Genomic DNA, 17783 nt, shown 5'->3' on the forward strand with positions numbered 1-17783 from the left:
CGAAAGGCTTGTGAAACAGGTCTCAATTTTATATGATGGACTATGAATAAAAATTCGACCAATTACGACCTATATGTTTAAGGAGTTAAGCCATGAAGGAAATTGCACTTAAATTAAATGGTGAGATCAGCCGACTGACAAACAAAACATTCAAATTCGATGAACGCGTTGCAGAAGGCTGGTTCTCTGCCGTCTATTTTTTGAAGACCCGGGATATCGTTAAAAGTCATCTTCCTGATAACAAGGTGACGATGCAGTTTTTCCAGAAGGATCATGCCGTTTTATGCGGGACGGATGAAGTGATTGCCCTTATCCATACCTTTGCGGACCACCCGGAGGAACTGGAGATTCATTCACTGAAAGATGGCGATAAGATCAGTCCATACGAAACTGTGCTCACAGTCACGGGCCCTTATCAATATTTCGGATTTCTGGAAGGTATCATCGACGGCATTCTGGCCCGGCGTACATCTGTGGCCACGAATGTCTACAATGTCGTAAAAGCGGCCAGATCCTCCGGAAAACAAAAGCCGATTATTTTTATGGGAGACAGGGATGACCACTTTACGCAGCAGTCTGGAGATGGTTATTCTGCATTTATCGGAGGATCGACCGCCCAGGCCACCCATGCCATGAATGAATGGTGGGGGAAAGAAGGAATGGGCACGATGCCTCATGCTCTGATCCAAATGTTTAAAGGCGATGTAGTCGCGGCTACAAAAGCCTATCATGAACAATTCCCGGACGATCAGCTCATGGCTCTCGTTGATTATAATAATGATGTAATTACAGATTCCCTTAGCGTTGCCCGAGAATTCGGAGACGAGTTGAAAGGCGTCCGCCTGGATACATCAAGGAATCTCGTGGACAAATATTTCCTGAGAAATCAGCACCTGATGGGGACATTTGATCCAAGAGGTGTCAATCCAGAGTTGATCTTTGCCCTGCGCAGAGCGCTGGATCAGGAAGGATTCCGTCATGTGAAGATTGTTGTAAGCGGAGGCTTCACAAAGGAACGGATCCGCGCTTTCGAAGAGAAAAAAGTTCCTGTTGATATGTATGGAGTAGGTGGAAGCCTCCTGAAGATAAGCATCGGTTTTACGGGGGATAACGTCCTGATTGATGGTGAAGCCGAAGCTAAGGAAGGCCGCCGTTTCAAACCGAATCCAAGACTGGAATATGTGGAATATACAGGGTCCGCCGAATAACAGCTTGAAAGGCACCGACGGTATTCGTTGGTGCCTTTCAAGCAGGTCCTGCTTTTTCTAAAGCGATTTCCGTGATAAGATAAGGAAATGCAGACAAGGATCATCTGAGCCGAGAGGTGAAGCGCAGATCGATTCTTGTTACATATACTATACCTAAAGTGACCCACTTTATTTTGGAGGTTCTTGTTTATGACAACTTACCATTTCATTGGTATCAAAGGAACAGGAATGAGTTCGCTTGCCCAGATTCTCCATGACTCGGGTGAGAAAGTTCAAGGATCAGATGTAGATAAACGTTTTTTTACACAAGACGTATTAGAAGCTAAAAATATAGAGATCATGTCTTTTTCAGAAGAAAACATTACAGACGGCCTGACGATCATTGCCGGAAATGCCTTTGGGGACGACCATGAGGAAATTGTGGCTGCCAGGGAAAAGGGTCTGCCGTTTTACCGCTATCATGAGTTTCTTGGAGAGTGGCTGCAGAAATTTACCAGCATAGCTGTTACAGGTGCTCACGGAAAAACATCGACCACCGGTCTTCTTGCGCATGTGCTGACAGAAAATTACCCGACATCGTTCCTGATTGGGGATGGAACGGGGAAAGGCCATCAGGATAGTCAATATTTTGCTTTCGAAGCTTGTGAGTACCGTCGTCATTTTCTTGCCTATGAGCCGGATTATGCGATCATGACGAACATTGATTTCGACCACCCGGACTACTTCTCAAGTGTTGAGGACGTTTTTCAGGCGTTTCAACAGATGGCAAAGCAGGTGAAGAAGGGAATCATCGCCTGTGGAGATGATGAGCATCTCCAACATATCCAGGCCAACGTTCCTGTACTTTATTATGGACTGGCTGATTCGAATGATTTCCAGGCCCAGAACATCAGGGAGGGGTCTGACGGTACGACGTTTGACGTGTTTGTACGCAACAATTTCTATGATACCTTTACGATTCCTCAGTATGGGAACCACACGGTCTTGAATGCCCTCAGCGTCATCGCCCTCTGCCATTATGAGCAGATGCAGCCGGAGCAGATCAAAAAGCTTGCTACATTTAAAGGTGTGAAGCGCCGCTTTACTGAAAAGGTTTGGCATAACCAGATCCTCGTTGATGACTATGCCCATCATCCAATCGAAATTACAGCGACCATCGATTCAGCCCGTAAGAAATATGCCGGCCGTCCGGTCATCGCTATTTTCCAACCGCATACATTTACACGGACAAAAACGTTCCTGAATGAATTTGCAGAAAGCTTGAAGGAAGCGGATCATGTATACTTGTGCGATATCTTTGGGTCGGCCCGTGAAAATGGCGGAAAGCTGACTATTGACCATCTGCAGGAGCTGATTCCTGAATCCAAGGTCCTTCAACTGGATGAGACCCGACAGCTGGCCGAATATGACGATGCCGTTCTTCTTTTCATGGGAGCCGGGGATATTCAAAAGTTCCAGGACGCTTACGAAAAGCAGTACAATTGAGCAGGCATGCGGCTTTCAGCTTTGAAAGGCCGCATGTTTTTTCAATAAAAGTAGAAAATTGGCTGATAAAAAAGGATATTAGGTTTAAGATAGCGAATATGTCCATTTATAAGCAGCCTTCACGTTTAGGAAAAGCCTCATTAGGGCAATAACTAAACTGTGTTGATTACATAAGAAGGAGTGTGCAGGGGGAATGATCAATATCCTTTACATTGCTGCTTTAATTGCAGCAGTGGCTTTTGCTGTTCTTGTTATTTTCCTGGCAAGAACGTTAACGGCTGTACGCCGTACAATGAACAACGTAGCTGATACCCTTGAGGGTGTAGAGAAACAGATGGAAGGCATCACCCTTGAGACCACTGAGCTGTTGAATAAGACGAACAAGCTGGCTGAGGATGTAGGCGAGAAATCGCAGAAACTCAATACATTAGTTGATGGTGTGAAGGGTATAGGGGATACTGTACAGGAGTTTAATCAATCCATACGTTCTGTATCCAAAGGGTTTACCCAGTCAGCCAATGAACACACAGACTCAGCTGCCCAGGCGGTCAAGTGGGGGCAGGTGGCGATCAGCCTTTGGAAGAAAGCGAAAAAAGAAGATAAGAATTTATAAGGAGGAATTAACATGGGACAACAAAACAAAGAACAAAATAACGGTAGAGATTTTGTACTGGGTTCGCTGATCGGCGGTTTAGTCGGTGCAGCTGTTGCCTTGCTCTTTGCTCCGAAATCCGGACGTGAACTGCGCGAGAACATTAACCAGAGTTCCGGTGAGTGGAGAGAGCGTGCCGGCGAGTGGAAGGATGTCGCTTATGAAAAAGGCGGAGAATGGAAAGACCGCGCTGTTGAATCCTCTTCCCACCTGACAAAGTCCGTTTCTGAGAAGTCTCAGGAGTGGAGCGGCCTGATGAAGGACAAAGTGAAAAACATCCGTACAAGCGAAGAAGATGAAGCGGAAAGAGCCGCTCAGGAAGTAGCTGAAGCGATCGAGGAAGCTGCTCAGGAGCTGGAAAGACAGCAGGACTCTACGACATCATCCAATATTTAAAACACAGCATGGGGACTGTTCGCAGTCTCCATCTTTCTTTTAGGAGGAATAGAAATGACAATTGAAGTAATCCAGGATAAGCAGGCGTTTGAACAGGTGGTGAATGAGAAAGAGGCATTCATCCTGCTCAAGCATAGTTTAACGTGTCCGGTCAGTACATTTGCCCATCACCAATACAAGCAGTTTACCGACGGAGCGAACGTCCCCTGCTATATTCTTCATGTTCAGGAAGCAAGAGATTTATCGAGCCATATTGCCAGTGAATACGGCGTACAGCACGAATCCCCGCAGGCTCTTTATTTCAAAAATGGGCAGGTTGTCTGGCATGACAGTCATGGTGCCATCACGGCGGATCAACTGAAAGAAGTCACAGCTTAATCCATCAGCTGGAAGGGGGAAGGGTCAGAATCATCTTGACCCTTCCCGAACTTTTTAGCCAGTTTTTCATGAAAACACTTTCAAAGGGATGACAATATTCAAAAAGTTAGCTATAATTGTCCCTAATTATTTCATAATACTTATGATTCTAATTATTAAATTTCATTGTAGGGGGACGTACGCATGAGTAATCAAAAGCTTGACCAGTTGCGCAGCGAGTTGGATAAGGTTAATTTAGACCTTTTGAGTTTAATCAATAAACGCGGTGATCTGGTAAAGGAAATTGGCCAGATCAAAGAACAACAGGGGATGAACCGCTTCGATCCAGTAAGGGAGAGAGCGATGCTTGACCAGTTGTCCCAGCACAATGATGGACCTTTCGAGGATTCAACAATCGTACATTTGTTCAAGGAAATCTTCAAAGCAGCGCTTGAACTGCAGGAAGATGACCATCGTAAAGCACTGCTTGTATCCAGGAAGAAAAAACCTGAAGATACAGTCGTTGAAATAAAAGGTGAAAAAGTCGGGAACGGTACGCCATCCTTTGTCATGGGCCCATGTGCGGTGGAAAGCTACGAGCAGGTTTCTGAAGTGGCTAAAGCTGTGAAAGCAGAAGGTCTGACACTGCTGCGCGGTGGAGCATTCAAACCAAGAACTTCTCCATATGACTTCCAGGGACTTGGACTGGAAGGGTTGAAGATTTTGAAGCAGGCGGCGGATGAGCAGGGACTTGCTGTCGTCAGTGAAATCGTCAATCCGGGGGATCTGGAAGAAGCCCTGGAGTACCTGGATGTCATCCAAATCGGCGCTCGTAACATGCAGAACTTCGAATTATTGAAGGCGGCAGGTTCCGTAAACAAGCCGGTATTACTTAAACGCGGGTTGTCAGCGACGATTTCTGAATTCATCAACGCAGCCGAATACATCATTTCACGTGGAAATGAGAACATCATTCTATGCGAGCGTGGAATCCGAACTTACGAAAAAGCAACAAGAAATACATTGGATATTTCCGCGGTCCCAATTCTTAAGCAGGAAACCCACCTGCCGGTCATGGTGGATGTGACCCACTCAACCGGCCGACGTGATCTTCTGCTTCCAACAGCGAAAGCTGCCCTTGCTGTAGGAGCAGACGGTGTAATGGCGGAAGTTCACCCGGATCCGGCTGTCGCGCTTTCGGATTCAGCTCAACAGATGGACATTCCAACCTTCCATTCCTTCATGGAAGAATTGAAAAAGTAAAAAAGGTGAATGAGAAAGACAGGCTGTTTGACAGCCTGTCTTATTTTTTTATTCATAGTTTCTAAAAAAAACAGGAAGACTATAAGTAACCTTTTGCACGATTTTAGGATTCCGTTATAATGGATAGGGTACAAACTCTATAGAACCGTATGATTATTGCGAAGGCAGGCGATCTGTCGTATGATTGTTCTTATAAGTACTACGGTACGACAGGATTCGATGAGGAGGAAATAAGATGAATGTAACAATATATGATGTAGCACGCGAAGCGAACGTTTCAATGGCAACCGTTTCGCGGGTCGTCAATGGAAACCCGAATGTGAAACCCGCCACAAGGAAGAAAGTACATGATGCAATCGAGCGTCTTGGATACCGTCCGAACGCAGTAGCGAGAGGTCTGGCAAGTAAGAAGACAACCACCGTGGGTGTCATTATTCCGGATATCTCCAGCATATTCTTTGCAGAACTGGCCCGGGGTATTGAAGATATCGCAACGATGTACAATTATAATATCATTTTAAGTAACTCTGATCAGAACAAAGACAAGGAACTTCACCTGATCAATGCCATGCTCGGAAAACAAGTGGACGGTCTTATTTTTATGGGCGGCGATATTACCGATGACCATATCCGTGAGTTCAAGACGTCCTCTGTACCAATTGCCTTGGCAGCAACCGTCGATGAATCAGAGGAAACCCCGTCTGTAAACATCGACTATGAAGAAGCGGCTTATGATGCGACGAAGAGGCTTCTTGAAACGAATCAGGAAGGGATCGCCTTCATTTCCGGACCGGAGAATACATTAATCAACACAAGGAAAGTGGCCGGCTATAAGCGAGCCATGAGTGAAAAAGGTATTGAGGACGCTGATAAGTATATCGTAACCGGGGATTATTCCTACGATTCCGGTCACGAAGCGCTGGAGCAGATCCTTGAGATGGAGGAACAGCCGTCTGCCGTTTTCGTTTCTTCTGATGAAATGGCCCTGGGGGTCATTCACGGAGCCCAGGACCGCGGCATCCGTGTACCGGAGGATATGGAAGTGTTCGGCTTTGACAATACACGCCTGGCTACAATGGTACGTCCAACGCTTTCCACAGTGGTACAGCCGATGTATGATATCGGAGCCGTAGCTATGCGTCTGCTTACGAAATTCATGAACAAAGAAGAAGTTGATGAACAAAACGTTGTTCTCCCGCACCGAATTATTGAAAGAAACTCAACTCAGCAGAAATAGTACCGATATATGTACTGAAAGGTACTTGTTCGAACTGAGGAGAGAGTAAAAAATGACAAAAAAAGATTTAATGACTCCCATAGGAATTACTCTTGGATTTGCTATGGTTATGGTTGGGATTATGTCCAACGCAGGTATTGGAGGAGCGGCCTCTTTTATACAAGCATCCTCAATTGTGATTGTGCTGGGGGGACTGGCCGCCGCCATTCTCGTGAACTTCAACCTTGCTGAAGTAAAGCTGACCTTCCGCGTGACGAAGGAAGCCTTCAAGGAAAGCCGGATGAACCTCAGAGAGCTGATCAGCCTCTTTGTGAGGCTTTCCGAGCGGGCCCGGAGGGAAGGGCTGCTTGCTTTGGAAGCAGAGCTTGAGGAAGTGGAGGACCCCTTTATAAAGAAGGGGATCCTTCTGGCTGTGGATGGAGTGGAGCCTGATGTCATTAATGAAATTATGAATGCGGAAATTTCTGCTGTGGAAGAGCGGCACCAAAAAGGGAGAGCGCTTATAGAAAAGGCGGGAGAGTATGCACCCGCCTGGGGGATGATTGGAACGCTGATCGGGCTTGTCCTGATGCTTTCCAGTTTATCCACTCCGGAAGAGCTCGGACCTAAAATGGCGGTCGCTCTTCTCACGACTTTTTATGGAACACTACTGGCTAATCTGGTCTTCATCCCCATGGCCGGGAAGCTGGAGAATAAAACGGATCAGGAAGTGTTCATGAAGCAGATTATCATTGAAGGGGTCATCGGTGTGCAGTCGGGCCAGAACCCGAAGCTTCTGGAAGAGAAGCTGGGTGCATTCCTCTCTGAGAATGATAAGAAAATTCTCGAGGATAAGGAACAAAACCATTCCCTTGGAGAAGCCGCCAATGAGGCGTAGACCTAAAAAGCAGAAGCAGGACGGCGCTCCTAAGTGGATGACTACATACGCAGATATGATTACTCTTGTGCTTGTGTTCTTCATTCTCCTGTTTTCCATGTCCCAGATCAATCTTGATAAGTTTGAGGCTGTAGCTGAAAGCTTTCGAAACCGGATGATTCTGGACTTCTATCCTTCGGCCGTGGAAAATGAGAATCCTACCGATCAAGTGAAGATTGAGGAAAACGGTGAGAAGAATAATGAGTATGAGCTGCCTGCCGAAGAAGTGGCGGCCACGGAAGCGGAGCAGGAAGAGGACCTGGATCAGCTGAAGCAGGAGATCGATGAATACCTTAAGGAAAACGATCTGAGCGATATTATTGCGGCGACAAACTCTGACCGCGGTGTTGTGCTTGTGCTGGAAGAACAGCTGCTGTTTGAAACGAGTGAGGCGGAAATTCTTGAACAGGCCAAGCCTTTTTTATCTAAGGTAGGCACCCTGCTTGAGAACATCCCGAACTTTATCAAAGTCGAAGGGCATACCGATAACCGTCAGATTTCCAGCTACCGTTATCCATCCAACTGGGAATTGTCCGGAGCGCGGGCAGGCAGTGTCATCCGCTATATTTTAAATAACTCAGAAGATCTTGATCCAAAACGTTTTACAGCTGTTGCTTACGGAGAGACGAGACCGGTCGTTCCTAATGATTCGGAGGAGAACTGGAGCAGGAACCGCAGAGTTGAAATTGTCATTTTAGATCCGGCTTACGAAAATCCGGCATCGTAAAAGCCACTACACAGGTAGTGGCTTTTTTCATTACGAGGAATTGAATTTCTTTTGGTTATGAATCAGCTGCAGCGCTTTTTCCAGAAGCTTGTTATTCTTTTCGGTAATTTCTGCTCTTCTTGGTATCGGTTTAAACGCATTCGGTGGGTCGTTCCACGTGCTGGGAAGAGAAACAGGGGAATCCTTTTCCCATTTCTTCAGCCATTCCACAGGCAGTGGACCTGAAAACGGCTCGTTATCCAACATGACTTTCCAAATTTGAGCCCAGGCTCTTGGTACAACGCGCCATATATCGTATCCGCCTCCTCCGAGAGCGACCCACCGTCCATCGCAATATTGATGAGCCAGGTCATGGGCAATGGCAGGGATGCGTTCATAAATAGCCATTGTCGAGCTTAAATGGGTGAGCGGATCAAGAAAATGCGCATCGGCGCCGTTTTGCGTAATAATGATATCCGGCTTGAAATAGTCAGTGATCTCTCTGAAAGCGGATTCATAAACGTGTAAAAATGATTCATCCTCTGTGAAGGCATCGATCGGTAAATTGAAGGAATACCCGTAGCCTTCTTTCAATCCGCGTTCATTGACATGCCCAGTCCCCGGGAAAAGGTAGCGTCCTGTTTCATGGATGGACAATGTACAGACGTTGGGATCATCATAAAAGGCCCACTGTACACCGTCCCCGTGGTGCGCATCTGTATCGACGTAGAGTACCTTGTAATCGTATTTCTGACGGATGTACTTAATGCCTACAGCTCCGTCATTATAGATGCAGAAGCCGGAGGCTTTGCGTTCAAATCCGTGATGCAGGCCGCCTCCGAGATTAAGGGCGTGCGCGACGTTTCCATCAAGAACAGCATCAATGGCGGACAACGTACTTCCTACAAGCAGCTGAGAGGCTTCGTGCATACCTTTAAACATCGGTGTATCTTCTGTTCCTATTCCATATTCCAGCCCTTCTTCCTCTGATAGATGACCTGCAGATGCCTTTTTCACAGCTTGGATATAAGCGGAGCTGTGGGCAAGGCGCAGCTCTTCCTCAGTTGCCATTCTAGGGGTGATGAAGTGATCGTCCTCAAGCATTCCAACAGCATCCAGCAGTTCCTTCGCCAGTACAACTCTCATTTGATTAAATGGATGGTCCTCCCTGAACCGGTAGGAAGTAAAATCATTGGAGTATACGAAGCCGGCTTTACAACTCATAGGAGCTCTCCGGTTTCTTGGGCCACAGCACTTCATAGCCTGCTTCTTCCAAATCTTCAACGGTTGGAAGAGGATTCATCGTCTGAATACGAACGACGACAATTTTGTACTTGGCATCCGGCTTATACGGATAGATGAGAATGGAACTGATATTTACTTTTCGTTTTCCGAAAACCTGGGTGACTTGTGGAAGGATACCTGGTTTGTTGATGACTTTCACTTCTATCTGAGAACTTTGAACGTGGGTGCCTGTTAACTGAATCAACGTATAGAGCATGTCTTTTTCAGTTACGATTCCGACCAGTTTGTCATCCCGGGTGACGGGTACACAGGCAATCTCCTGTTCATAAAAAATGGAGGCTGTTTCTTCGACAAAATCAAGAGGGTGTACGGTCGTTACCGGATAGGTCATGATGGAGTGGATCGGATGTTGAAGTTCCTCCTGTCCGGTGTCTTCTTCCAAAACGGATGGACTGGCATCTCTGACATCACGGTCAGAAACAATACCTATGACGGCCCGTTCCTTGTCTATAATCGGGATATGCCGGATATGGTGTTGGTGGAGAAGCTTCAGTGCTGTTTCAATCGTATCATCCGGAGTGAGTGTAATGACATGTTCCTTCATAATTTCTTCTACTAACAATTCCGCTACCTCCTCAGCTGGCGATTTCGATGCCTCGTTAAAAATCGCAGTTGATCAAATGTTTCGACCGATGACTCAGGAACCCGGCTGCCTATTCTGACCATGAGACAGTTGGCCGGATGGGAGATGATTTCAGGGTCATCGGTGGGGGAAGGGGTCAACCCGCCGGCAGCCATCATCTTTTCCATAACCTTCCGATAATCCCAGATGTTCAATCCTGTCCCTTTCAAATCCCAGTGCCAGTAATATTCCGTAGAGATGATGATGTAATTCTCCATGTATTCATCCATCATGGAAAGTTTCAAAAGGCGTGAACCAATCCGATACCCACGGAACTCCGGGCTGACTTCAATAGCACCCAGTTCAATTAAATCTTCCATGTTTCCTTCCGACCACCGTTCCAGCGGGTCCGGGTGCAGGTAGGTCACATAGCCGATAATTTCTTCCCTGTTTCTTGCAATAATGATCCGGCCTTCATCAAAATCCGCGATGCTTTTTACAGCTTCAAACTGTTTTTCCGGCGGACGAAAGGCTACAAGACCTTTGTTAAACGTATAATGTGATAATTCTTCTGATGATAAGGGTCCTTCAACAATAACTGGCCCATGCTCGGTATCGAAGGATTCGTTGTAGTAGGTTTTTTCATGATTCATTCAGTCACCACCTGAAAAAGAGATTCATAGAGCGATTGTTTCTATTATACAACAAATGGTGGGTTTGTTAATTGTTCTCCAAAAAGAAAATCAACGTGTGAGGGTAGTCAGCGGGCATGGAAGAGTACACAGCTGACATCTTGCGGGGGTGTAAAAAAGGGGATGCGCTTGTTTCACAAAAAAAGCTGCCGAAAATGTTTCGGCAGCCTGGGAATCAATATAGTGGAGATTCATTCATTGTTCGTTTTGTGTTTCTTCTCCGGAAGACTCTTCACTGTTCTCGTTTTCTGAGTCTTCTTCCGGTGGTGTTTCACTTGAATCATCATTGGAATCTCCTTCCGATTCACTGGATTCATCATTTTGATTATCTTCATTGGCCGTATCATCATTTTCACCTGAACTGCCATTCGACTCGCTCTCATTGGAGCCTGTATTGTTCTCCTCATTGTTTTCACTATTACCTTCGTTACTGTTTTCGTTAGTGGAATTGTCCGTGTTTTCTTCCGGTTCCGGCTCTGGTTCCGGCTCTGGTTCCGGTTCAGGAGCCCCGGGGTTGCCGACCGTCACAGAAGAAGAAAGTCCGGATGATTGACCAAAGTAATCCACTGCTCGAACAGCATAGACACCGTCGCCTGAAAAGCTGTACGAAGTATTCACTGTGCTGCCGAGCAGGGAATAGCTGCCACCCGGCTCAGAAGCGCGGTAGATCCGGTACCCGACGACATCGCTGCTTCCGGATGCATTCCAGCTGATGGTTGCCCCGCTGGCAGAAACAGATCCTGGAGCGGAAGGCGCTTTGCCGTCATTATCAATAGACGACACGGTTGATCCGATGGAAGAAGACGAAGGAAGAGCTACACTGCTCCATCGAGATGAATTAGGAATTAATTCACTTAATTCTTCTGAGGAAGTCAATCCTTCATCCTCCAGCCATTCAGGACTCAAGGTAACGCCGCCTCCGTCTTTGACGAATTCACGCGGTGTATCCGGGCCGGCGATGACCAGTTGATCTTTCACACTCACAAAGTCGCCGCCGATCAAGCTGTCGTCGACTTCTGATGGAGCATAGTCGGCATCAAAAATGTCACTGTCTACAAGGCCTGCGGACGAGCATAGGTCAGAAGGCAGCATTCCTGATGTCGCACAGTAGGAACTTGTTACAAGTCCGCCGGGGTTCTCGAAATCATTACTTGGTGCCATCAGCTCCGGACGTAATTCCGTAACCGCATTGACCACATCGGCCCATAACCCCTGCGTCCGCTGGTTGTAATTCATGTTCTGCATGTTGCCTTCGGAGAACCCTGTCCACATTCCGACAGAGACATTCGGGTTCGTAGCGACAAACCAGGAGTCTTTCGTTGCTTGAGAAGTCCCGGTTTTTCCTGCCCAGTCGACACCGCGGTCAGCGAGCAGGCCGCGTACACGTGAGCCTGTACCATAATCAAGCACATCCCTCATAACATCCAGGGTAAGATAAGAGGCTTGCGGGCTGTATACCTCTGTTTCTTCTGTTTCGTGCTGATAAACGGTCTCTCCGTCTTTGGTTTCGATTTTTTCGATCATATAGGCATCGACGAATTTACCCATGTTGGCGAAAGTGGCAAATGCATTTACGTTCTGTTCCACAGTTATTCCATCTGTCAATGCTCCAAGAGCCATGGATGGGTTTGTATAATCATCTTTGTAGAGCGTATCTTCTATATCCATTTTATTGAGGTAGTTTTTAACTGGATTTTCTTCCAGAATTTCAGAATACTGTTTCACAGCTGGAACATTGTATGACTGGGCTAAAGCGTAACGCGCAGATACAAATCCTTTATGACTTCTGGAGAAGTTCCGTACTTCTTTCCCTCCGCTGTAGTAATAAGGAACATCTGCTATGACAGACCCGGGTTGAGCAGCCCCCATGTCAAAACTCGGACCGTAGACGAGCAGCGGCTTCATCGTACTACCATTGGACCGGCGTGCCTGTGTGGCGTGGTTAAGGTTTTCTTCTTCAAAGTCGTATCCACCGATAAATCCGTAAATTTTACCGGTAGAATTCTCTATAATTACACTTCCGAGTTGAAGGGGGATAGGAGATGTTTTTCCGGTTGGTTCCCCATTCTCATCATAAATCGTTTCTTCCCCCCACGGCCAATAAGAAGAAGTGGTATAGGATTCCTTCACATCCTGCATCGCTTCATAAACCTCTTTGTCCAGTGTCGTATGGATTTTATAACCGCCGGAGGACATTTCCCGTTCCGCCAGCTCCACGTACTCCCGGGCCAGTTCTTCATCGTTGTCCAGGTCTTCCTGTGTATGACCGTTTTCTTTCATTAAGTAATCTTTAATAAGACTTCTTGCACGACTCTGCACTTCCTGGTTGATGGCGGGGTATTCACTGATCGCTGTTGGTTCAGCATCCGCCAGCGTTTCATCGTTTAACGAAAAAGTCATCGCCTCATCGTATTCATCCTGTGAAATGTAATCCGCTTCCAGCATACGTTCGAGTACTTCGTGCATCCGGTCGATCCCGGGTTCCAGTCCTTCTTTATCCTTAATCGTCCCATCGTTGTTGAAAGGGGTATAACCAAAAGGAGACTGAGGAAGGCCGGCAATAAAGGCTGATTGGGCAAGGGAAAGTTCATCGGCATTCACGCCGAAGATACCCTGGGCGGCTGTCTGGACGCCTGCGACGTTCTGTCCGTTGGCATTCCTTCCGAACGGAACGATGTTTAAGTAGGCCTCCAATATTTCTTCTTTTTCAAAGAAACGTTCTACGCGGAGGGCGAGCAGCATTTCCTTGGCTTTCCGCTCAAATGATACTTCGTTCGTTAAAATCTGGTTTTTAACGAGCTGCTGAGTCAGCGTACTTCCGCCGGTTTTCACGGAGGAATTCGTCACTTCCTGGACGACGGCACGCATGACAGCTTTAGGTACAACACCCTGGTGCTCTTCAAAGTATTCATCTTCGGTCGCGACTACCGCATTTTTCAAGTAATCGCTGACTTGATTCAGTTCAACAACTTCCCGGTAAAGGTCGGAACTGACATCTCCAATCTCTGTTTCGTCAGTAAATAACATCGTCGATGTCTGCGAATAATTATAAATATCCTCTTTCATATCCGCTTCGCTGCGGACTGATTCGTCCTTTACGAGAGAGGCGAAGTATCCGGCTCCGACGCCGCCGGCGAAAAACAGACCGATCACACCAATAATGATAAAAAATAAGATGACGTTCCAAACGACATCGTAAGTGATTCGTGTGTTTTTCTGAATACGTCCCTGCTCCCATAAAGAGCGGAAATCTATCTTATTTCGACCGTTCTTCTGGTTATTAGACATGAATAAAACCTCCTAAAAAATCCAACAATATTATAACATACCCCTTTCTATTAAGACACGAAAGGTATTGGGGATTTTGTTGCATTTTTTTCTGGGATGTGTTAAATATAGTACATAGTTAAATAAGCGTGCGTGGATGGATTGAAGTAGAGTGACAATCCCTGTTTCAGAGAGCTGACGGCTGGTGCGAGTCAGTACATATTGGATTTCGAATTACGACCCGGAGCATCTTCTGGTAGGAATCAGAAGACGGTGGAAACCGTTATCGATAGAAGTGGCACATTTTGTGTGCAACAAGGGTGGTACCGCGAAGACCTCGTCCCTTTTTCAGGGATGGGGTCTTTTTTGTGTTCCGAATCTTAAACCACAGCTTAATGGATGTAAAGACAAGTAGAGGAGTGTATGTAATGAATTTATTAGAGGATCTGCATCAGCGGGGACTGGTCAATCAAATAACAGACGAAGAGGGCCTTCAGAAGCATTTAGAGAACCATCAGGTGACGCTGTACTGCGGATTTGACCCGACGGCTGACAGCCTGCATATCGGACACCTGCTGCCTGTGTTAATGCTGAAGAGATTCCAGGTCGCGGGGCACCGTCCGATTGCTCTTGTCGGTGGTGGAACCGGGATGATCGGCGATCCGAGCGGGCGGTCTTCAGAGCGTCAATTGAACAGCGCGGACGTTGTTAAAGGATACAGTGACCGCATCAAGGACCAGCTTGCCGGTATCCTGAACTTTGATCATGGAGAGAATGCTGCTGTCGCACGCAATAACCACGACTGGCTTTCTCAAATGTCAATCATCGACTTTTTGCGGGATACAGGGAAGCACTTTGGCGTCAATTACATGCTGGCAAAGGATTCCGTGGAATCCCGGATTGAACAGGGGATCAGCTTCACAGAATTCAGTTACATGATTCTACAGTCCCTTGATTTCCAACAGCTGTATCAGAAAGAAAACTGTACGCTTCAAATCGGCGGCAGTGATCAGTGGGGAAACATTACAGCGGGTCTTGAACTTCTCCGCCGTTCTACAGCGGGTGAGGAAGAAGTAGAAGCTTACGGACTGACTGTTCCTCTTATTACGAAAGCAGATGGATCCAAATTCGGAAAAACAGCAGGTGGAGCGGTTTGGCTTGATCCTGAAAAAACGTCTCCATACGAGTTTTACCAGTTCTGGATCAATGCAGATGACCGTGATGTCATCCGCTACTTGAAGGTCTTTACATTCCTCAGTATGGATGAAATTGCAGAGCTTGAAAAAGAAGTGCAGGAACGCCCGGAGAAACGTGTGGCTCAGCGCAGGCTTGCGGAAGAAATGACGAAGCTTGTCCATGATGAAAAAGCACTGCAGCAGGCGGAACGTATTTCAGAAGCTTTATTCAGCGGCGATATCAAAGCTCTCACAGGGGAAGAAATTGAACAAGGCTTTAAAGATGTCCCGTCCTTTACGTCTGAATCCAAAGACCCTCAGCTGCTTGATTTGTTGGTAGATGCCGGAATCTCATCGTCCAAGCGGCAGGCGCGGGAAGATATCAGCAACGGTGCAGTTTACATCAATGGGGAGCGGAACCAGGATCTGAAGCACACCATTCAACAGGAAGAACGGATTGAAGACCGCTTTACGATCATTCGTAGAGGGAAAAAGAAATACTTCCTTATCCGTTACTAATATCACGATAAAAGCAGGGGATTCCCTGCTTTTTTTCTATTAATGAAACCGGGAGGCACGATAACCGATGGATGAAAATCAAGGGATTATAAGAGAAGCTGCAGCAGAAGATGCACCGCAGTTGAACGTTTGTATGCAAAAAGCATACATGGCTTATGAAGAACGGATGAAAGGAAAAAGACTTCCACCAATGGATGTAGATTATGAAGAAGAAATCGCTTCCTATCCGGTATGGGTAATAGAAAGGGAAGGGGAAATCATAGGGGCTGTTATTCTTACGTTTGATCCCTCCTGCACACAGGTCGCCAACATTGCTGTCGATCCTGATTATCAAGGACGGGGGTTAGGTCGGAAGCTTTTGAATTTTGCAGAGCAGAAGGCCCTGGATCGTGGGTATGTGGAGATGCGCCTGGCCACGCATGTCCTCCTGACAGAAAATGCAGCGTTCTATACATCCATGGGATGGGAGGAAGTGGGGAGGGATGACTCCCGTGTTTTCTTCAAGAAATCTTTAAGGATCAAGGGTAAATAAAAAAACCGCCGGAAAGGCGGTTTTTTTGTAAAGCTATTAACGAGAGTAGAATTCAACGATAAGAGCTTCGTTGATTTCAGATGGAAGTTCAGAACGCTCAGGGAAACGAGTGTACGTACCCTCACGCTTGTCTTCGTCGAAAGTAAGGTATTCTGGTACGAAGTTGTTCACTTCGATCGCCTCTTCTACGACGTTAAGCTTTTGAGATTTTTCACGAAGGCTGATCACTTGACCAGGAGCTACGCGGTAAGATGGAATGTCAACGCGGCCGCCATCAACAGTAACGTGACCGTGTGTAACAAGCTGACGCGCCTGGCTGCGTGTACGTGCAAGGCCGAGACGGTACACAAGGTTATCCAGACGGGATTCAAGAAGAATCATGAAGTTCTCACCGTGGATACCTTTCATATTTCCGGCTTCCTCGAACATGCGGCGGAATTGACGCTCAGTCAAACCGTACATGAAACGAAGCTTCTGCTTCTCTTGAAGCTGAAGACCGAATTCAGAAAGTTTTTTACGTTGGTTAGGACCGTGTTGTCCTGGTGCGTAAGGGCGCTTTTCAAGCTCCTTACCTGTTCCGCTTAAAGAAATACCATAGCGACGGGATTTTTTCCATGTTGGACCTGTATATCGTGCCATAGGAATTTCCTCCTTTTTTATTTTATTTCGCATAAAATAAAAACAGTGTGTCCTGCTTCCATTGCTCATTATGTTTTCATGCACCATCGCCCCAGCAGCAGAGGGTTACACGATGCACCTCCGTAGAGGAACAAAATGATGACAACGGCGGCTCACATAGGCTGCCATTTATTTTACACAACGAATATTATATAAAGGATCGGGCAGGAAGTCAAGGACTTATGAACTTTTTCTTTAGGGATTCCAATGCTTATCCATATAAAACGGCCGGATGTTGGGCAGCTGACGATTTGTTTGATGAATGCAGAGGAGTGTACCGTCTATTCAGGGAGCTCCAGCATGAAAAAGTCCCGGTTCATCATGGACCGGGACTTCTTAAAGTCTATTAGATATAGTTTTGTAGAGTTTCCACGAATTCCACCAGTTTCTGCTCATCCACTTCATCAAAGCGGCCTTTGGAAGGACTGTCAATGTCCAGCACGCCGTAAATGTCACCGTTCTTAACAACCGGTACAACGATTTCGGACTGGCTGGCTGCATCGCAGGCAATGTGACCGGGGAATGCATGAACATCTTCTACACGCTGTACTTTTCTTTCAGCTACAGCTGTTCCACATACGCCTCGTCCAGAAGGGATGCGGACACATGCAGGCATCCCTTGGAACGGTCCGAGAACGAGTTCATCTTCTTTCCATACATAGAATCCGACCCAGTTTACGTCATCAAGGAACTGGTTCAGCAGGGAGGATGCGTTGGAAAGGTTTGCGACGGCATCCTTTTCGTCCTCGATTAAGGCTTTCAACTGCTTATTAAGCAGATCATACTGTTGCTCTTTCGTACCTGAATAAGTCATTGCTTGGAACATAATAGAC

General features: G+C 46.7%; 17 protein-coding genes and 1 other annotated feature. Of the genes, 11 read left to right on the top strand and 6 right to left on the bottom strand.

Translation table 11 applies throughout. The annotated features are described in order from the left end of the window. Window positions 1–92: 92 nt before the first annotated feature. From GLV97_RS14085 to motS, 9 genes are all read left to right on the top strand, one after another. Entirely contained in the window at window positions 93–1208 is a 1116-nt protein-coding gene (locus GLV97_RS14085; RefSeq protein ID WP_160836387.1) for a nicotinate phosphoribosyltransferase, read from the top strand. Window positions 1209–1397: 189 nt separating this feature from the next. Next, window positions 1398–2693 carry a UDP-N-acetylmuramate--L-alanine ligase gene (murC, locus tag GLV97_RS14090; RefSeq protein WP_160889919.1) on the top strand — a complete coding sequence of 432 codons (1296 nt, stop codon included), beginning with the start codon at window positions 1398–1400 and terminating at the stop codon, window positions 2691–2693. A 193-nt stretch (window positions 2694–2886) separates the two neighbouring features. Beyond that, window positions 2887–3306: a DUF948 domain-containing protein gene (locus tag GLV97_RS14095; RefSeq protein ID WP_160836385.1), complete on the top strand. Its 420-nt coding sequence runs from the start codon at window positions 2887–2889 to the stop codon at window positions 3304–3306. A gap of 12 nt (window positions 3307–3318) precedes the next feature. Continuing rightward, complete coding sequence (locus tag GLV97_RS14100) at window positions 3319–3741, top strand: YtxH domain-containing protein (protein ID WP_160836384.1); 423 nt, start codon at window positions 3319–3321, stop codon at window positions 3739–3741. Window positions 3742–3795: 54 nt separating this feature from the next. Next, entirely contained in the window at window positions 3796–4119 is a 324-nt protein-coding gene (gene ytxJ / locus GLV97_RS14105) for a bacillithiol system redox-active protein YtxJ (RefSeq protein ID WP_160836383.1), read from the top strand. 183 nt (window positions 4120–4302) lie between these two features. After that, on the top strand, window positions 4303–5361 hold the full coding sequence (locus GLV97_RS14110; protein WP_027955116.1) for a bifunctional 3-deoxy-7-phosphoheptulonate synthase/chorismate mutase: 1059 nt from the start codon (window positions 4303–4305) through the stop codon (window positions 5359–5361). A 235-nt stretch (window positions 5362–5596) separates the two neighbouring features. Beyond that, window positions 5597–6598, top strand: coding sequence for a catabolite control protein A (gene ccpA / locus GLV97_RS14115; RefSeq protein ID WP_160836382.1), 1002 nt, complete (start codon window positions 5597–5599; stop codon window positions 6596–6598). Between the two features lie 52 nt (window positions 6599–6650). Then, window positions 6651–7475, top strand: coding sequence for a flagellar motor protein MotP (gene motP / locus GLV97_RS14120; protein WP_160889920.1), 825 nt, complete (start codon window positions 6651–6653; stop codon window positions 7473–7475). Further along, entirely contained in the window at window positions 7465–8241 is a 777-nt protein-coding gene (gene motS, locus GLV97_RS14125) for a flagellar motor protein MotS (protein WP_160836380.1), read from the top strand. Before motP ends, motS begins: the two co-directional genes overlap by 11 nt. A 30-nt stretch (window positions 8242–8271) precedes the next feature. Here motS and GLV97_RS14130 read toward each other — a convergent pair whose 3' ends face one another. The 4 genes from GLV97_RS14130 to GLV97_RS14145 all read right to left on the bottom strand — a co-directional run bounded on the left by GLV97_RS14130 (window position 8272) and on the right by GLV97_RS14145 (window position 14067). Beyond that, window positions 8272–9444: an acetoin utilization protein AcuC gene (locus tag GLV97_RS14130; RefSeq protein WP_160889921.1), complete on the bottom strand. Its 1173-nt coding sequence runs from the start codon at window positions 9442–9444 to the stop codon at window positions 8272–8274. Continuing rightward, complete coding sequence (locus GLV97_RS14135; protein WP_160840786.1) at window positions 9434–10087, bottom strand: acetoin utilization AcuB family protein; 654 nt, start codon at window positions 10085–10087, stop codon at window positions 9434–9436. The genes GLV97_RS14130 and GLV97_RS14135 overlap by 11 nt, the downstream gene beginning before the upstream one ends. A gap of 5 nt (window positions 10088–10092) precedes the next feature. Continuing rightward, entirely contained in the window at window positions 10093–10740 is a 648-nt protein-coding gene (locus GLV97_RS14140) for a GNAT family N-acetyltransferase (RefSeq protein WP_160840785.1), read from the bottom strand. A gap of 234 nt (window positions 10741–10974) precedes the next feature. Next, a complete protein-coding gene (locus GLV97_RS14145) occupies window positions 10975–14067 on the bottom strand; it encodes a transglycosylase domain-containing protein (RefSeq protein ID WP_160889922.1) in 3093 nt (1030 codons plus the stop codon). 124 nt (window positions 14068–14191) lie between these two features. Further along, window positions 14192–14394: a binding site (T-box leader), on the top strand. Window positions 14395–14474: 80 nt separating this feature from the next. Between GLV97_RS14145 and tyrS the strand changes: the two genes are divergently transcribed. Continuing rightward, window positions 14475–15740, top strand: a complete 1266-nt coding sequence (gene tyrS, locus GLV97_RS14150; protein ID WP_160840783.1) for a tyrosine--tRNA ligase — start codon at window positions 14475–14477, stop codon at window positions 15738–15740. Window positions 15741–15807: 67 nt separating this feature from the next. After that, on the top strand, window positions 15808–16272 hold the full coding sequence (locus GLV97_RS14155) for a GNAT family N-acetyltransferase (protein WP_160889923.1): 465 nt from the start codon (window positions 15808–15810) through the stop codon (window positions 16270–16272). A 36-nt stretch (window positions 16273–16308) separates the two neighbouring features. Here the strand turns inward: GLV97_RS14155 and rpsD are convergent, their stop codons facing one another. Next, entirely contained in the window at window positions 16309–16911 is a 603-nt protein-coding gene (gene rpsD, locus GLV97_RS14160; RefSeq protein WP_160836369.1) for a 30S ribosomal protein S4, read from the bottom strand. A 385-nt stretch (window positions 16912–17296) separates the two neighbouring features. Further along, window positions 17297–17776: a GAF domain-containing protein gene (locus GLV97_RS14165; protein WP_160840781.1), complete on the bottom strand. Its 480-nt coding sequence runs from the start codon at window positions 17774–17776 to the stop codon at window positions 17297–17299. Window positions 17777–17783: the final 7 nt, after the last annotated feature.

Source organism: Halobacillus litoralis (assembly GCF_009856355.1).
Classification (GTDB): domain Bacteria; phylum Bacillota; class Bacilli; order Bacillales; family Halobacillaceae; genus Halobacillus; species Halobacillus litoralis_B.

Bases quoted from the DNA above. Each gene is read 5' to 3' on its own strand.
- GLV97_RS14085 (WP_160836387.1), top strand. From the start codon at position 93: ATGAAGGAAATTGCACTTAAATTAAATGGTGAGATCAGCCGACTGACA.
- murC (WP_160889919.1), top strand. From the start codon at position 1,398: ATGACAACTTACCATTTCATTGGTATCAAAGGAACAGGAATGAGTTCG.
- GLV97_RS14095 (WP_160836385.1), top strand. From the start codon at position 2,887: ATGATCAATATCCTTTACATTGCTGCTTTAATTGCAGCAGTGGCTTTT.
- GLV97_RS14100 (WP_160836384.1), top strand. From the start codon at position 3,319: ATGGGACAACAAAACAAAGAACAAAATAACGGTAGAGATTTTGTACTG.
- ytxJ (WP_160836383.1), top strand. From the start codon at position 3,796: ATGACAATTGAAGTAATCCAGGATAAGCAGGCGTTTGAACAGGTGGTG.
- GLV97_RS14110 (WP_027955116.1), top strand. From the start codon at position 4,303: ATGAGTAATCAAAAGCTTGACCAGTTGCGCAGCGAGTTGGATAAGGTT.
- ccpA (WP_160836382.1), top strand. From the start codon at position 5,597: ATGAATGTAACAATATATGATGTAGCACGCGAAGCGAACGTTTCAATG.
- motP (WP_160889920.1), top strand. From the start codon at position 6,651: ATGACAAAAAAAGATTTAATGACTCCCATAGGAATTACTCTTGGATTT.
- motS (WP_160836380.1), top strand. From the start codon at position 7,465: ATGAGGCGTAGACCTAAAAAGCAGAAGCAGGACGGCGCTCCTAAGTGG.
- GLV97_RS14130 (WP_160889921.1), bottom strand. From the start codon at position 9,444: ATGAGTTGTAAAGCCGGCTTCGTATACTCCAATGATTTTACTTCCTAC.
- GLV97_RS14140 (WP_160840785.1), bottom strand. From the start codon at position 10,740: ATGAATCATGAAAAAACCTACTACAACGAATCCTTCGATACCGAGCAT.
- GLV97_RS14145 (WP_160889922.1), bottom strand. From the start codon at position 14,067: ATGTCTAATAACCAGAAGAACGGTCGAAATAAGATAGATTTCCGCTCT.
- tyrS (WP_160840783.1), top strand. From the start codon at position 14,475: ATGAATTTATTAGAGGATCTGCATCAGCGGGGACTGGTCAATCAAATA.
- GLV97_RS14155 (WP_160889923.1), top strand. From the start codon at position 15,808: ATGGATGAAAATCAAGGGATTATAAGAGAAGCTGCAGCAGAAGATGCA.
- rpsD (WP_160836369.1), bottom strand. From the start codon at position 16,911: ATGGCACGATATACAGGTCCAACATGGAAAAAATCCCGTCGCTATGGT.
- GLV97_RS14165 (WP_160840781.1), bottom strand. From the start codon at position 17,776: ATGTTCCAAGCAATGACTTATTCAGGTACGAAAGAGCAACAGTATGAT.